At 67.4% G+C, this 17,199-nt stretch carries 3 protein-coding genes; all 3 read right to left on the reverse strand.

The annotated features are described in order from the left end of the window. Positions 1-4: 4 nt before the first annotated feature. Positions 5-1,276, reverse strand: coding sequence for a diaminobutyrate--2-oxoglutarate transaminase (gene ectB / locus QCE88_RS27005; RefSeq protein WP_309907942.1), 1,272 nt, complete (start codon positions 1,274-1,276; stop codon positions 5-7). 35 nt (positions 1,277-1,311) lie between these two features. Further along, on the reverse strand, positions 1,312-14,667 hold the full coding sequence (locus QCE88_RS27010; protein ID WP_309907943.1) for a non-ribosomal peptide synthetase: 13,356 nt from the start codon (positions 14,665-14,667) through the stop codon (positions 1,312-1,314). Positions 14,668-14,756: 89 nt separating this feature from the next. Next, the gene (locus QCE88_RS27015) at positions 14,757-17,018 is read right to left on the reverse strand and encodes a TonB-dependent siderophore receptor (protein ID WP_309907944.1); all 2,262 of its coding nucleotides are present in this window, start codon (positions 17,016-17,018) and stop codon (positions 14,757-14,759) included. Between the last annotated feature and the right edge of the window lie 181 nt (positions 17,019-17,199).

A 17,199-nucleotide genomic window follows, 5' to 3' on the forward strand; every position in this document is an offset into this window, starting at 1 on the left:
GGATTCAGTTCGCGACAGCCGGGTCCAGCACTTCGGCAAGCGCCCGCTCGACGATGGCGAGGCCCTCTGCCAGCGCCTCTTCGCTCATGGTCAGCGCAGGCAGGAACTTGAGCACTTCACCCCGCGCCCCCGACGTCTCGATGATGACGCCGTGCCCGAATGCCCGCTGCGCGATGCGCCCGGCGAGCGCGAAGTCGGACGACGCCAGGCCGAGAATCATGCCGCGTCCGCGCACCTCGAGCGTCGCATCGGCATGCGCGGCGGCGATGCGTTCGAGCCCGGCGCGCAACGTCGCGGCGCGCGCGGCGATCTCGCGCGAGAATCGATCGTCGCTCCAGTAGTGCTCCGCCGCGGCAGCCGCGGTCACGAAAGCGAGGTTGTTGCCGCGGAACGTGCCACTGTGCGCGCCGGGCTGCCATTGGTCGATGTCCGGGCGCAGCAGCACGAGCGACATCGGCAGGCCGAAGCCCGACAACGACTTCGACAGGGTGACGATGTCCGGCCGGATGCCGCTCGCCTCGAAGCTGAAAAAGTCGCCGGTGCGGCCGCAGCCGGTCTGGATGTCATCGACGATCAGCAGCATGTCGTGCGCGCGGCACAGGCTTTCGAGCCGGCGCAGCCAGCGCGCGCCCGCTTCGTTGATGCCGCCCTCGCCCTGCACCGTCTCGACGATGACAGCCGCAGGCCGGTCCAGGCCGCTGCTCGGATCGCCGAGACAGGTTTGCAGATAGTCGAGCGTGTCGACGCCTGCGCCCAGATAGCCGTCATAAGGCATGAAACTGACGTTCCCGAGCGCGGTTCCCGCCGCGCCGCGAAACTTCTGGTTGGCCGTCGCGGCAAGTGCGCCTGCCGATACGCCATGGAAGCTGTGCGTGAACGCGACGATGTTATGCCTGCGCTTGACCTGCCGGGCCAGCTTGAATGCTGCCTCGACCGCGTTGGCGCCGGTCGGACCGGTGAATTGCAGCGTGTAGGCGAGGCCGCGCGGCGCGAGCACGGCACGCTCGAACACCTCCAGGAAACGCTTCTTGGCGCTGGTCGCCATGTCGAGCGCATGCGCGATGCCGTCCGATTCCAGATAGTCGAGCAGCGGACGTTTGAAGACCGGATTGTTGTGGCCGTAATTGAGCGTCCCCGCGCCGCTGAAAAAATCCAGATAGCGCCGGCCGTTCTCATCGTAGATATGCGAACCCTGCGCGCGCGCGAACACCACCGGAAAGTCGCGGATATAACTGCGCACCTGAGATTCCAGCCGGTCGAAAATATCGAGATCCATGGTCGTTTCCTGTCGAGGGTGGTTCGAAGCAGGCGTCATGCGTCGGCGGACAATGCCGCAACGCGCATACGCATACCTTCCAGAAATTCGGGATGACGCACGATGCCAATGTGATCGGCGTCGATCGTGGCAATCGAAAGCGTCGGCACGAGGCGACGCCAGTCGTCAGTCGTGCGTTGCGGCTCGCGATGGTCTGCGGCGAGCCAGAGTTGCGCGGCGGCATGCGTCGGACCGGCCGCGCTTGCGGGCGCGCGCGCCTTGACGGCGTCGAAGTGCTTGCCCAGCGCCACGGCCGCCGCGACCAGCCGCCGCCCCGCGTCGCCCGACGGGACGATGGCCTGCCAGCGCGCCTCGTCGCCCGCCATCTCGGCGAGCAGCGCGTCGATCTCGGCGTCGGTTGCGTCGATTCGGTCCAGTCCGTTGTCGGTGCCTGCTGCGCTATCCGCTGGCGCGACACTGACACTGTCGACCAGGCCCAGAAAGTCGACCGTCTCGCCCTGCTGCTCGAGCACGGCCGCGATCTCCCCGGCGATCCATCCGCCGCTCGACCAGCCGACGAGCCGGTACGGTCCGCGCGGCTGCACCTGGCGGATTCGCGCAGCGTAATCTTCGGCGAACGCGCGCATGGTCGCGGGACGCCAGTCAGGTTCGCCATGCCAGGGCGACTGCACGCCGTAAAGCACAGCCACGCCTTCGAGCGCGCGCGCCAGCGGACGGTACTCGCCAACCAGACCGTAACCCGGATGAATCGCGAACACGCGCCGGGGCGCGCTTACCGGGCCGAGCGGCAGCACGTTGGCGGGCGTGCCGTCGTCGAACGACAGACGCGCGGCCAGCGCCGCCACGGTCGGATGGGCGAACAGGCTCTCGATCGAAAATCCACGCATGCCGTGACGCGCAATGCGGGTGGCCACCTTGAGCGCATCAAGCGAGTCTCCGCCCAGTTCGAAGAAATGATCGTGAATGCCCACGTCCTCGCGACCCAGCACCTCGCGCCAGATGGCGAGCACATGAGCCTGTGCGGGGTCCATTGGGTTGGCCTCGCCGCCGCGCGCGGCAAGTGTGGGCGCGGGCAGCGCGGCACGGTCGAGCTTGCCGTTGGGCATCAGCGGCAAGGCGTCGAGCGCGACGAACGCCGCCGGCACCATGAACGCGGGCAGACGCCTGGAGAGGCCCGTGCGCAACGCCGCGGCATCCGCACTGCCGACGGTATAGCCGACCAGATGCCGGCCCTCGCCCTCGCCGCGCACTTCGACCACCGCCTCGCGCACTCCGGGCACCTGCCGCAGCGCCGCTTCGACCTCGCCCAGTTCGATACGCAGTCCGCGCAGCTTGACCTGCTGGTCGATGCGCCCCAGAAAATCAATACTTCCGTCGGCACGCTGCCGGCACAGATCGCCGGTGCGGTAAAGCCTGCCGCCGTCGCGGCGATGCGGGTCGGGGATGAACCTCTCCGCCGTTTGCGCGGGCCGGTCGAGATAGCCGCGCGCGAGCGTGTCGCCGCCGATGCAGAGTTCGCCGAGCGCGCCAGGCGGCAGTTCGTTGCCCGCGTCGTCGCACACATAGGCCGTGCGCGACGGATAGGGCTTGCCGATGCCGACAATTGCCTGCGCCGTGTGCTGCGCGCCCGTGCGCTGTGCCATGCAGGCAACGGTGGTTTCGGTCGGACCATACAGATTGTCGAGCGGAATATGGGCGAGCGGTCCGGCGCGCCACTGCCGCAACGCGTCCCCCGGCAGCCCTTCGCCGCCCACGGTGATCTGGCGCAGCGCCGCCAGCGACTCCGGCGCGGGCGGCTCGCGCAACCATTGCTGCCAGTACGCGGTCGGGATACGCGAGAACGTCACGCGTTCGCGGGCAAGCTGGCGGCTGGTCGTCGCCAGGTCCCAAGGCTTCGGCCCGCGCATTTCGACGCTGCCGCCCTGCATCAGCGCAGGCAGCATTTCATGCAGCGACACATCGAAGTTGATCGTCGACGATTGCAGTTGACGGTCGCCCGCGCCGATTCCGTAGGTGCCGATGAAATCGTCGAGATGCAGGCCCAGAGCGCGGTGGCTGATCGCGACGCCCTTCGGCCTGCCGGTCGAGCCGGACGTGTAGATCACGTAGGCCAGTTGCTCCGGATGGACGGATGCGTGTGCAGGCGCGAGTGCGGCGCCGGCAAGCGCGGTCACGTCGATGGTCTGGCAGGAAGCGAACAGCGCGCGCAACGTCTCCTGCGTCTGCGCGTCGGTAAGCACGCGTGTCACACCCGCGTCCTCGATCATGAAGGCCAGGCGTTCCGGCGGGTATTCGGGATCGAGCGGCACGAATGCAGCCCCGGCCCTGAGCGTGCCCAGCAGCGCCGACACCACGGCAACCGAGCGTTGCAGGCAAATGCCCACGCGCTCCTCCGCGCGCACGCCTGCGGTAACGAGCGCGTGCGCGACGCGGTTCGCGGCTGCATCGAGCGCGCGGTAATCCATGCGCTCGCCTTCGCAATGCAACGCGGGCGCAGCGGGGCTGGCGGCGGCGCGGGCCGCGATCCGGCGCGTCACGGGCTCGAAGGCGTAGGCCGCGCGCGGCGGCTCGGCACGGCAACCGCCGGGTGCGATGTCGCCGAGGGCAATATCGGCCGACGAAGCATCGGCTGACGCTTGCGCGATCGTCTCCAGCATCGCGACGTAATGATGGAGCATGCCCGACACCACCGCTTCGTCGTAGATATCGCGTGCGTAGGTCATCACAAGATCCGGCGTTTCACCGTCCATCACGTTGAGCACCAGGTCGAAACGCGCAGTGTCGTTTTCGGCACGCAGCGGCGTCACGCGCAGACCCGGCATGGGCGAGGTGTCCGCCGGTGCGGCGCCGTAGTTGAACATCACCTGGAAAAGCGGCGTCTGACCGAGGTTGCGGGCGGGTTGCAGCGCATCCACCAGACGCGCGAAGGGCAGCGCCTGGTGAGCCTGAGCCTCGACAAACCGTTCGCGCACCTGCGCCAGCAGTTCGCCGAAAGCGCCGATGCCCGCGAGTTCGGTCCGCATGACCAGCGTGTTGACGAAGAAGCCGACCAGCCCTTCCGTCTCGACCTGTTCGCGCCCGGCCACCGGCACCCCGACGCGCAGATCCTTCTGTCCGCTATAACGCGACAGCAACAGGTTGAAAGCCGCGAGCAGCGTCATGAACGGGGTCGCGCCGTGCGCGAGCGACAGACGCCGCAGCGCATCGGCGAGGGGCGCCGGCAACGTGCACGCGACGCGCGCACCCTCGTCGCCGCGCAGACCTGCGCGCTTGCGTGAGGCAGGCAGGTCGAGCGCCGGATGCTGATCGCCGAGGCGCGCGCGCCAGTAGTCGATCTCGCGGGCCTCGCGCTCGCCCGCATCGCGCTCGCGCTGCCACGCGGCGAAATCGCCGTAAGTGACCGGCAGCGCTGCGTTGGTCGCGGGACGACCCGCGCATGCGTCGGCGTAGGCGCGTGTGACCGTGTCCGCGATGACGCCGATCGACCACTCGTCCGAGACGATGTGATGCGTCGCGAAATGCAGAACATGCTCGCGCTCGGCGATGCGCATCAGCCCGACGCGCAGCAGCGGGCCGGCGGAAAGATCGAAGGGTTCTCTCGACCACTCGCGGAGTGCGCCGGTGAGCGCGCTCGGCGTGGCACGCAGGTCGCGCGTGCGCCAGCGATAGTCGGCCGCGCCCGGGACTTGCCAGACCGTGCCGTCGATCTCGACGAACTGCGTGCGCAGCACGTCCTGCCGCGCGACCAACACATCGAGCGCGACGCGCAGTGCCGCGAGGTCCAGTTCGCCTTCGAGCGAAAACGCGCCGGTCATGTTGTAGGCCGCGCTCGACGGGTCGAGCTTCCACAGGAACCAGAGGCGTTCCTGCGCGAGCGTCAGCGGTGCGCGTGTCGCGCTCGGACGATGCGGGATCGCGTTGGCGGCGCGCGCGGACGGTTGCATCGGCGCTTGCATCGGCATGGACGCGGCCATCGCGGCGAGCGTCGGCGAGCTGAAGAAGGCTTGTAGCGGAACCTCGATGCCGTGACGCTGCCCGAGCCGCGCGATGGCCTGCATGATAAGCAGAGAGTGACCGCCGAGCGCGAAGAAGTTGTCGTGGCGGCTCACGCGCCCGACCTTCAGCACTTCCTGCCAGACTTGCGCGAGCAAGGTCTCCGCGCCTTCGTACGGCGCTTCGTATTCCTGCGTCAGCGCATCCGGCGCGGGCAACGCGTTACGGTCGATCTTGCCGTTCGGCGTGAGCGGCATCGCATCGAGCTTCGCCAGCACGCCCGGCACCATATAGTCCGGCAGCGTCTTCGCCAGCGCCGCGCGCAGCGTTTGCGCCAGAGCCGTCCCGGTGTAATAGCCGACGAGCCGCGCATCGTTTGCGGTCACCACCGCTTCGCTCACGCCGTCCTGCGCCAGCAAGTGCGTCTCGATCTCCCCCGGCTCGATGCGAAAGCCCCGGATCTTCACCTGATGATCCGCACGCCCCAGGTAGTGCATGTCCCCGGCGCCGTTCACGCGCACGATATCGCCCGTGCGATACATGCGCGCGCCCAGCTCGCCATGCGGATTCGGCACGAAACGCTCCGCGCTCAAATCCGCGCGATGCAGATACCCTCGCGCAAGCCCTTCGCCACCGAGATACAACTCGCCCGCCACGCCTTGCGGCACCAGCGACAGATTCGCATCCAGCACCAGCGCCTGTGTCGCGGCAATGGCGGCGCCCAGCACCGGCTTGCCCTCCACCCGCCCCAGCAGCGACCAGATCGTCGTCTCCGTCGGCCCGTACAGATTCCAGAGCGCCATGCCGCGACCGCGCAACGCATCGGCCAAATCCTGCGGCAATGCCTCGCCTCCGCACAGCGCTTTCAACGCGGGCCACGGCCGCTCGCTTGCCAGCAGCATGCGCCAGGTCGCGGGCGTCGATTGCAGGATCGTGGCGCGTTCCTGTGTCAGCAGCCCGGCCAGCGCGACGCCATCGCGTGCCGTCGCGCGCGAGGCCACGATTACGGTCGCCCCCGCAATCAGCGGCAAGTACAACTCCAACGCGGCGATATCGAACGACAACGACGTGACCGCCACCCAGCGATCGCTCGCCTCGATGCCCGGCTGCGCGCGCAGGCTCAGCAGGAAGTTCGACAGCCCGCCATGACGCACCATCACGCCCTTGGGCTTGCCCGTGGAACCCGAGGTGTAGATCACGTAGGCGAGGTGATCGGCCGACACGTCGATGCGCGGATTCGCATCCGACTCGCCGGACACATCGAGCGTGTCCAGTTCGATCACGCGTGTATCCGCGTCCAGTGCGAGGCTTGACGTCAGCGCGCTCTGCGTGAGCACGAACTTCGCGCCGCTATGCGCGAGCATGTAGTGCACACGCTCGCGCGGATACTCCGGATCGACCGGCACGTACGCCCCGCCCGCCTTGAGGATCGCCAGCAAGCCGACGAGCATGCTCTCGGAGCGCTCCAGCACCAGTCCGACCGGCGCCTCCGCGCGCACGCCCAGCGCGATCAGACGATGCGCCACGCGGTTGGCCCGCGCGTTCAACTCGTCATAGCTCAGCGCCCGTCCCTCGAAACGCACCGCCTCGGCACGCGGCGTGCGGGCCGCCTGCGACTCGAACAGGCGATGCATCGAAGGCGCATCGGCGAAGCGCGTATCGTTGCGGCCGGCCGCGAGCAGCGCGGTGCGCGACGGCGCATCGAGCAGCTCGATGTCGCCGATCGCCAGCGCCCCGTCCGCTTCCGCGAACGCTTCCAGCAACGCCACGTAGTGACGTGCCAGACGCGCGATGGTCGAGGCATCGAACAGGTCGCGTGCGTAGCTGAAACTTGCATCGACGCTGCCGTCTTCCGCTTCGTTCACATTCAGCGTCAGTTCGAACTGTGCCGTCTGCTCGCCGATCGCGAAACCACTGACCGTGAGGCCGGGCAAAGCGGCCAGCACGCGATAGTCCTCGCGCTGATGATTGAACATCACCTGGAACAGCGGCGTATGACTGAGACTGCGCTCGGGCTGGAGCGCATCGACCAGCGCATTGAACGGCAGGTCCAGATGCTGGCGCGCCTCGTCGACGCGCGCGCGGACTTGCGCGATCAGCGCATCCAGCGTCGAGTCGTGCGTGACGCGCGCCCGCATCACTTGCGTGTTCACGAACATGCCGATCAGCCCTGCGATTTCAGGCCGCTCGCGATTGGCGACCGGCACGCCGACCCGGATATCGTCCTGACCCGTGTAGCGCGCAAGCAATGTCTGGAACGCCGCCAGCCATAAGGCGAACGGCGTCGCGCCATGGCGGCGCGCGCGCGCCTGAAAAGCCGGCAGCACGCGCGCGGGCACGGTGAACGCGTGGCGCGCGGCGCGATAGTCGCCAAGCGCGCGGCGCGGATGATCGGCCGGCAACGCCAGCACGGGCGCTTCGGGGCCGAGCGCGGCGCACCAGTAATCGAGTTGCCGCGCATGTTCGCCGCTGTCGAGGCGATGCCGCTGCCACACGGAGTAGTCCGCATAGTGCACGGAGAGCGGCGGCAGGTTCGCGACCTGGCCGGCGCAGGCAGCGCGATAGCCAGCGACGAATTCGTCGAGCAGCACGTCGATCGACCAGCCGTCCGCCACGATGTGATGCAGCGCCACGACGAGCGCATGCGCGCGCCGGTCTTCCTCGAGCGCGATGATGCCCACGCGCATCAATGGACCGTGTGACAGGTCGAAAGGCGTCGCGACGAATGCTTGCGCCCAGGCGTGCGCGTGGGGGCCGGTCGCGACGGTTTCGCGATAGTCGTAATGCGCCTGCGCGCGGATGCGCTGACGGGCGACGCCATCCGCGTCAGCTTGGAAGTGCGTGCGCAGACTCTCATGCCGCGCGACGATGGCGTCGAACGCGGCGCGTAACGCATCGCGATCGAGCGCGCCGTCAAGCCGCAGCGCCCCGGCGACGTGATAAGCCGTGTTGGCGGGCTGGAGATTCCACAGGAACCACAAACGCTCCTGCGCGGGCGACAGGCGCAACGCTTCGCGCGACTCGATGCGCGGGATCGGCGCGGGTGAATTCCGTCCATCGTTCGCGACCATCGCTGCGCACAGCGACGCGAGCGTCTGATCTTCGAAGACCTGACGCGGTGAGACGTTCAGGCTGCGGCGGCCTGCGGCGGCAACCAGTTTGAGGACGAGAATCGAATCTCCGCCGAGCGCGAAGAAGTTGTCGTGGCGGCTCACGCGCCCGACCTTCAGCACTTCCTGCCAGACTTGCGCGAGCAAGGTCTCCGCGCCTTCGTGCGGCGCTTCGTATTCCTGCGTCAGCGCATCCGGCGCGGGCAACGCGTTACGGTCGATCTTGCCGTTCGGCGTGAGCGGCATCGCATCGAGCTTCGCCAGCACGCCCGGCACCATATAGTCCGGCAGCGTCTTCGCCAGCGCCGCGCGCAGCGTTTGCGCCAGAGCCGTCCCGGTGTAATAGCCGACGAGCCGCGCATCGTTTGCGGTCACCACCGCTTCGCTCACGCCGTCCTGCGCCAGCAAGTGCGTCTCGATCTCCCCCGGCTCGATGCGAAAGCCCCGGATCTTCACCTGATGATCCGCACGCCCCAGGTAGTGCATGTCCCCGGCGCCGTTCACGCGCACGATATCGCCCGTGCGATACATGCGCGCGCCCAGCTCGCCATGCGGATTCGGCACGAAACGCTCCGCGCTCAAATCCGCGCGATGCAGATACCCTCGCGCAAGCCCTTCGCCACCGAGATACAACTCGCCCGCCACGCCTTGCGGCACCAGCGACAGATTCGCATCCAGCACCAGCGCCTGTGTCGCGGCAATGGCGGCGCCCAGCACCGGCTTGCCCTCCACCCGCCCCAGCAGCGACCAGATCGTCGTCTCCGTCGGCCCGTACAGATTCCAGAGCGCCATGCCGCGACCGCGCAACGCATCGGCCAAATCCTGCGGCAATGCCTCGCCTCCGCACAGCGCTTTCAACGCGGGCCACGGCCGCTCGCTTGCCAGCAGCATGCGCCAGGTCGCGGGCGTCGATTGCAGGATCGTGGCGCGTTCCTGTGTCAGCAGCCCGGCCAGCGCGACGCCATCGCGTGCCGTCGCGCGCGAGGCCACGATTACGGTCGCCCCCGCAATCAGCGGCAAGTACAACTCCAACGCGGCGATATCGAACGACAACGACGTGACCGCCACCCAGCGATCGCTCGCCTCGATGCCCGGCTGCGCGCGCAGGCTCAGCAGGAAGTTCGACAGCCCGCCATGACGCACCATCACGCCCTTGGGCTTGCCCGTGGAACCCGAGGTGTAGATCACGTAGGCGAGGTGATCGGCCGACACGTCGATGCGCGGATTCGCATCCGACTCGCCGGACACATCGAGCGTGTCCAGTTCGATCACGCGTGTATCCGCGTCCAGTGCGAGGCTTGACGTCAGCGCGCTCTGCGTGAGCACGAACTTCGCGCCGCTATGCGCGAGCATGTAGTGCACACGCTCGCGCGGATACTCCGGATCGACCGGCACGTACGCCCCGCCCGCCTTGAGGATCGCCAGCAAGCCGACGAGCATGCTCTCGGAGCGCTCCAGCACCAGTCCGACCGGCGCCTCCGCGCGCACGCCCAGCGCGATCAGACGATGCGCCACGCGGTTGGCCCGCGCGTTCAACTCGTCATAGCTCAGCGCCCGTCCCTCGAAACGCACCGCCTCGGCACGCGGCGTGCGGGCCGCCTGCGACTCGAACAGGCGATGCATCGAAGGCGCATCGGCGAAGCGCGTATCGTTGCGGCCGGCCGCGAGCAGCGCGGTGCGCGACGGCGCATCGAGCAGCTCGATGTCGCCGATCGCCAGCGCCCCGTCCGCTTCCGCGAACGCTTCCAGCAACGCCACGTAGTGACGTGCCAGACGCGCGATGGTCGAGGCATCGAACAGGTCGCGTGCGTAATCGACAACACCGCTTATCGCGCCTGCCGGCGTTTCGCTCACGTTCAGCGTCAGTTCGAATTGCGCCGCACGCTCGCGCCCTTCGTAATCGGTGATCTGCACGCCCGGCAGATCGTCCAGCACGCGGAAATCCTCGCGCTGGTGATTGAACATCACCTGGAACAGCGGCGTATGACTGAGACTGCGCTCGGGCTGGAGCGCATCGACCAGCGCGTCGAACGGCAGATCGCGATGCGCGCGCGCCGCATCGCTGCGCGCCTTGACCTGGTCGATCAGATCCGCGACGCTCGTGCGGGCGCCGACTTGCGCGCGCATCACCTGCATGTTGACGAACAGGCCGATCAGCCGCGCCGTCTCCGCGCGCTCGCGATTGGCGACCGGCACGCCGACCCGGATGTCGTCCTGACCCGTATGCCGGTACAACAACGCCTGAAACGCCGCGAGCAACACCACGAAAGGCGTCGCGCCGTGCGCCCGGGCGCGCGCGCGCAATTTGCCGGCAAGCGCGTCGTCGAGTGCGAAGGCATGCGCCTCGGCGCGATAGTCGCCGAGCGCGCGGCGCGGACGATCGGCTGGCAGCATGAGCGGCGGCGCATCGTCGCCGAGTTCGGCGCGCCACCAGTCCAGTTGACGTTGGCCTTCGCCGCTATCGAGCCGGTTACGCTGCCACGCCGCGAAGTCGGCGTACTGAATGGCGGGGGCCGCGAGCGCCAGCGGCTCGCCCGCCAGCGCCGCGCGATACGCGGTGACGAATTCGTCGAGCAGCACGCCGATCGACCAGCCGTCCGCCACGATGTGATGCAGCGCGATCAGCAACACGTGCGCGGGTTCGCCATCGCCCACCGCGCCGGGTCCGGCTCGATGCAGCACGCCCACGCGCAGCAGCGGCCCGCGCGTCAGATCAAACGGCCGGGCGCAGAATGCGCGCGCCCATTCGCGCTCTCCGACCTCGTCCACGACGCGCGTGGAGCGGAATGCGAAATCGGCGGCGGCGTGCACGACTTGCCGGAGCGCGCCGTCGTCATCGGCGCTGAAGGTCGTGCGCAAGCTTTCGTGCCGCGCGACGATGCTTTCGAACGCACGCCGAAGCGCGCTTTCATCCAGCGGACCGCGCCAGCGCATGCCGCCCGCGACGTGCCACGCATCGCTTTCGGGCGCGAGGTTCCAGAGAAACCACAGGCGTTGTTGCGCATGCGATGCCGGCAGCGTGTCGCGCTGCGCGAGCCGCGCGATGCCGTCTTCGGTGCGCGTGCCACCGGCGCGCGCCTGCGCGGCGAGCACGGGCATCTCGAAGATTTGCCGGGGCGTGAGCGCGATGCCCGCCTCCGCGGCGCGCGCGGCGAGCTTCAGCGTGAGAATCGAATCGCCGCCGAGGGCGAAGAAATCGTCGTGACGACCGATTTGCGATACGCCGAGCACATCGCGCCACACGGCCGCGAGCCGCGCTTCGACGCCGCTGCGGGGCGCTTCGAACGCGCTCGCGGCATCGCCGATATCCGGCAGCGCACGGCGGTCGATCTTGCCGTTGGACGTCAGGGGAAAGGCATCGAGCACGACGATGCCGGCCGGCACCATGTAGTCGGGCAGACACGCCGACAACGATGCACGGATCGCACCGCTGTCGCACGCCGCGCCCGGCTGCGGCGTGACATAGGCGACCAGCCGCGCTGCGCCCGCACTCTCCCGCGCCAGCACGAGGGCTTCGCGCACGCCCGCGCATGCCAGCAGCGCAGCCTCGATCTCGCCCGGCTCGATGCGGAAGCCCCGGATTTTCACCTGATGATCGATGCGGCCGAGATACTCGAGTTCGCCATCGTCGCGCCAGCGGGCGAGATCGCCGGTGCGATACAACCGTCCGCCGTCGGCGTCGAACGGATCGGGAAGGAAGCGCTCCGCCGTCAAGCCGGCCCGCTTCAGATATCCTCGCGCGAGTCCCGCGCCCGACACGTACAGTTCGCCCGGCACGCCGGTCGGCGCACGCGCGCCGGTTTCGTCGAGCACATACAGGCCGAGATCGTCGATGGCGCGGCCCAGCGGACTGCGTCCGCCCAATACGTCCGCCTCCGTGATGACACGGTAGGTCACGTGCACGGTGGTCTCGGTGATGCCGTACATGTTGACGAGCGCGGGACCGCCATCGCCGATGCCGGTGAACCATGGCGCGAGCGTGCGCGGATCGAGCGCCTCGCCGCCGAAGATCACGACGCGCATCGCAAGCCCGCCGTCATACACGCCTCGCGCGGACATCAGTTGCCGGAACGCCGATGGCGTCTGGTTGAGCACCGTCACGCGTTCGCGCCGCAGCAGGTCCAGGAACGCCGCTGGCGTGCGGCTCACCTCGAACGGAACGATCACGAGGCGGCCGCCGTTGCACAACGCGCCGAAGATCTCCCACACGGAAAAATCGAAAGCAGTCGAGTGAAACAACGTCCACACATCTTGCGGACCGAAGCCGAACCAGGCATCGGTGCGCGCAAGCAGCCGCGCGACGTTGCGATGTGTCAGCTGCGCTCCCTTGGGCAGGCCGGTCGAGCCGGACGTGTAGATCACGTAGGCAAGCTGGTCGGCATGCACGTTGACGGCAGGCGCATGCTCCGGCTCGGCGGAAAGCTCGAGCGTGTCCAGCAGCAGCACATCGACGCCATCGGCTTGCGGCAGTTCTTGCGCGAGCGCTGCACGCGTCAGCAGCAGCGCCACGCCGCTGTCCGTGACGATATGGCGCAGACGCGCCTCGGGATAGGCCGGATCGAGCGGTACATACGCGCCGCCTGCCTTGAGCACAGCGAAGATCGCGACGATCAGGTCGAAGGAACGGTCCAGCGCGATACCGACCTTCACTTCCGCGCCGACGCCCAGCGCCATCAGGCGATGCGCAAGCTGGTTGGCGCGCGACTCCAGCGTCGCATAGTCGAGGGTCGCGCCGCCGAGGCTCAACGCGGCCGCGTGCGGCGTGCGTGCGGCCCACGCCGATAGCGACCGATGCAACGGCGCCGCTGCCTCGTCCGCCGCGATCCTGGCTCGCTCGAAGCCGCCCGCGACGTCCGCCGCCGCTACGTCGAGCGCGGCCAGCGGGACGGAGGGCGCGGCGAGCATCGCCGTCAGCCAGTCGATGAAATGTTGCGCGAGCCGGCCAGCCAGCGCATCGTCGATGCGCTGGCGGTCGAATTCCAGCGAAATGTCGATGCGGGCCCCGTCGAGCCGCGCGTTGAACAGCAGATCGCACTGCGGGGTGTCGTTGTCGAGCGTGACGAGTTCGACGTCGATATCGCCGATGCGCAAGGCGCGGGCGCGCGCCACGTCCGCGACGTTGAACAGCGTCTGGAACGGCGCGGCGTGTGCGCGGACGCCGGGCGAACGCGGGAGCGCGAGTTCGTAGGGCACGTCGGCGTGATCGAGCGCGGCGACCGCTTCGGCGCGCACGGCTTTTACGCGCGCGTCGAAACTGTCGTGCGCCGCCGAGCGGACGCGAAACAGTTGGGTGTTGACGAAGAAGCCGATCAGGTCGTCGGCGCGTGCATGACGGCGTCCGTCGACGGGAACGCCGATCAGGAAATCGCCGTCGCGATGATAGCGGGTCAGCACATGCTGCCATGCCGCCATCAGCGCGACGAAAGGCGTGCAGCGCGCGTCGCGGCAGTACGCGTGCAAACGTTGGCTCGAGGGCGTGTCCAGCGTCAGCGTGCGCACGCCGAGACGGCCCGCGGCGCCGCGCGGCGACGGCGGCGGCAACTGCAACGGCGAGAACCCGCCGGCGAGATAGTCTCGCCAGTAAGCAATGCTCGCGTCGCGGCGGCCCGCGGCCAGCGCCTCGTGTTCCTGCCGGGCGAAATCGGCGTATTGATGCGTAAGCGGCGGCAGCGCGTCTGCCGGACGCTGCATCCGGCCGGCCAGGCTCATGCTGTCGGCCCGGGCTTCGTAGAGCGCCGCGAAATCGCGCGCCCAGATATCGTTCGACGCGCCATCCGACACGAGATGATGCAGCGTGAGCGCAAGCACGCTCTCGTCGTCGGCGAGACGGATATGGAGCAGGCGCATCAGCGGCGGCGCGCCGAGATCGAACGGCGCTCGTGCCTCAGCCGAGAGACGCGCGTCGAGTTCCCCGGTACGCGCCGCAGCGCCGCGAGCGCGCCAGTCCTCGCGCACCATGCGCAGCGGCACGTCGGGCAGCACGGTTTGTCGAGGCTCGCCATCGTGCTCGCCGAACGACGTCCGCAGTATCGCGTGGCGCTCGATCAACAGGCGCGCGGCCGCTTCGATGCGATCAGCGTCGACCCGCCCGTGCAACCTGAACACGCGCGCGATGTGATAGGCATCATCCGCCGCGTAGCGATGCAGGAACCACAGCCGCCGCTGCGCAAAGGACAGCGGAGCCGCGCGCGACGCCTCGGGCGATCGGCCTGTTTCCTCGTGTGACGGCGGTGCGGCTTCGGCGTCGAGCATCAGGAGGTCGAGCAGTTCGCGATCGAGGTCTTCCATATCCTTTCCAGTTCTTTGTTACGGTCCCGCCATACCGCCGGTGTGACCAGGAAAAACAGCGCGCACGCCGCGAGGGCGCGCGCCCGTGCTCAGAACCCGGTGCGCAGGGTCAGCAAGGCCACGCGCTGCATGCCGCGTGAATAAGCGCCCGCGAAATAATCCCGGTTGAACGCGTTGTTCACGTTCAGCGTGAGCGAGGTCTTCTTGGTGAACGCGTAGGCAAGCGAAGCATCGGCCGTGACGTAGGTGCCCTGATGCACGTCGATGCCGTAGCGCACCGCGTCCGTCGGGCTGAACAGTGTCATGCCCCCGCCGAGCGTCAGACCATGCAGCACGCCCGGGAACGTGTAGCTGGTCCACAGCTTCACGGTGTGCTTCGGCGCGATCGACGGGAATGGCGAGGCAACCTGGTCCACGCTGTCCTGATCGTCGAGCAGTTGCGCGTCGGTGTAGGTGTAGCTTGCGAACAGACGCCAGCCGGGCAGCACCTCGCCGTTGGCCGTCAGCTCGACGCCGCGGCTGCGCGCCTTGCCGAGTGCGACGGAATACAGCGGATTATTCGGGTCCGTGGCCGCCCGGTTCTTCTGATCGAGCTGGAACAGCGCGAGCGAGGTGGTGAGCCTGCCGCCGCCGTATTCGCCCTTGACGCCCACTTCGTACTGGCTGCCGGTGATCGGCTTGATCATCTTGCCGTCGGCGGTGAGCGTGTCGTCCTGCGGCTGGAAAATGCTCGTGTAGCTCGCGTACACCGAGTACGTCTGGTTCAAGTCGTAGACAAGACCCGCATAGCCGGTGAACTTGCCGCTGTTATTGAGCGAATACGGCGTGTATTGGTCGTAGTTGTAGACCGAATCGGGCGACAACTTCGACTGGTACCACGACACGCGTCCGCCGACAATGAGGGTCAGCGGATCGGTGATCGAAATGCGCGTTTGTCCGTAGAAGCCGAACTGCCGCGAGTAGGTGTGCAGGATGTCGGTGTCGGTGGGGAGATTCAGCCAGTTGGGGAGCGGATAGACGATATTGCGCACGTCGACAGGCTTGAAAAAGAAGTCGTCGCCGTCAGGGCCGAAGTTCTGCTTGTTCCAGTCATTGAGCTTGGCATAGTTGACCCCGATCACCGCCTCATGCTTGCGGCCGAACAACGTATACGGACCTTGCGCGGAGAGATCGAAGTTGAACTTGCTTTCGCTGGCGTGATTGTTGGTTGCCGCCATGTTGCCGATATAAGTCGTCGGGTCGACGCCGCCCGCGATGTTCGATTGCAGGATCGACGAGCGGTCGTACTGGTAATCGAACACGGCTTTCGTGGTCCATCCGCCGCCGAGCTTCTGGTGGATTTCGGCGAACACATCGGTACTCTGGTAGCGGTCACGGTTCCAGCCTGCGCCGTAATAGTGGTCGCGCGGCAGGTTGCCGTGGGTGCCGTCGCTATAGACCGGCCACAGCCAGGGATCGGTTGTCTTCTGATCCTGATAGCTGATGCCCGCGCGAACCAGCGTTGAGTCCGTCACGTCGGCTTCCAGCGTGCCGTATAGCACCTTGCTGCGCGACAGCGTGCCGTCCTGGATGCCGTCCGCGCCGGTATAAGAGCCGACCACGCGGCCCCGCAAGGTGCCTGCCTGGTTCAGCGGGCCGCCCACATCGAGCATCACGCCATTGTTGCCCCGCGTCCCGGCGGTCACTTCGGCGGTCGCGGAGAACTCTTTCTGCGCGTGCTTGCGCACCAGATTCACGGCGCCGCCGGGTGATCCAAAACCATTGAAGAGGCCCGATGGGCCCGTCAGGATTTCGACGTTTTCATAGATGGCGAGGTCCGGCGAAAACGTCTGCGCCGCCGACGACATGCTGTTGTTGAAGATCAGCGGTGTGCCGTCGATCAGAAACGATCCGATTGGAAAGCCGCGCGCATAGTACTGCGTGCGGCTCGAATCGCTCTGGAACACCGATACGCCGGGCGCGTAGTTCATGGCGTTCTTGAGCGTGTCGAAATGCTGCTCCTCGATGCGCTCTTGCGGGATCACCGTGACCGACTGCGGGACCTCACGCGCCGTGACCGGGATCTTCGAACCGACACTCGTCTTCGGATTCAACGCCTCGGCAACCGGATCGCGTTGCCCCGTCACCACGACCTTCGGCAGCGTGGCCGTGTCGCTGTTGGCGCCCTGGGTCTGAGCGCCCTGGGTCTGAGCTCCTTGCGTCTGCGGCGTCGTGACCGGCTGGTTGTCCGCCTGTGCGTAAGCGTGACCGGCCATCTCCGACAACACCATGCCTGCAATGACGATGCTCAGTTTGCGTTTCTTCGGTGCGACTGCGGGCCTCCCGGCCTTTGCTTTCTTGTTCGACCTCATTGCTTCCGCTCCCCTCACAGTTATTTTTTGCTTCGATGGCGGTTTCGCCCCGCCCGGCGACAACGAAACGTGTTGGCACGAGGCCGAACGCGCGAAATATTAACCTGAATGCGTATGATTCTCATTTGTACAGACATAAATTTTGCTGCATCGCGCGCGCAGATACGTTTCGACGCTGGAT

It is taken from the genome of Caballeronia sp. LZ035 (assembly GCF_031451175.1).
Taxonomy (GTDB): Bacteria; Pseudomonadota; Gammaproteobacteria; order Burkholderiales; family Burkholderiaceae; genus Caballeronia.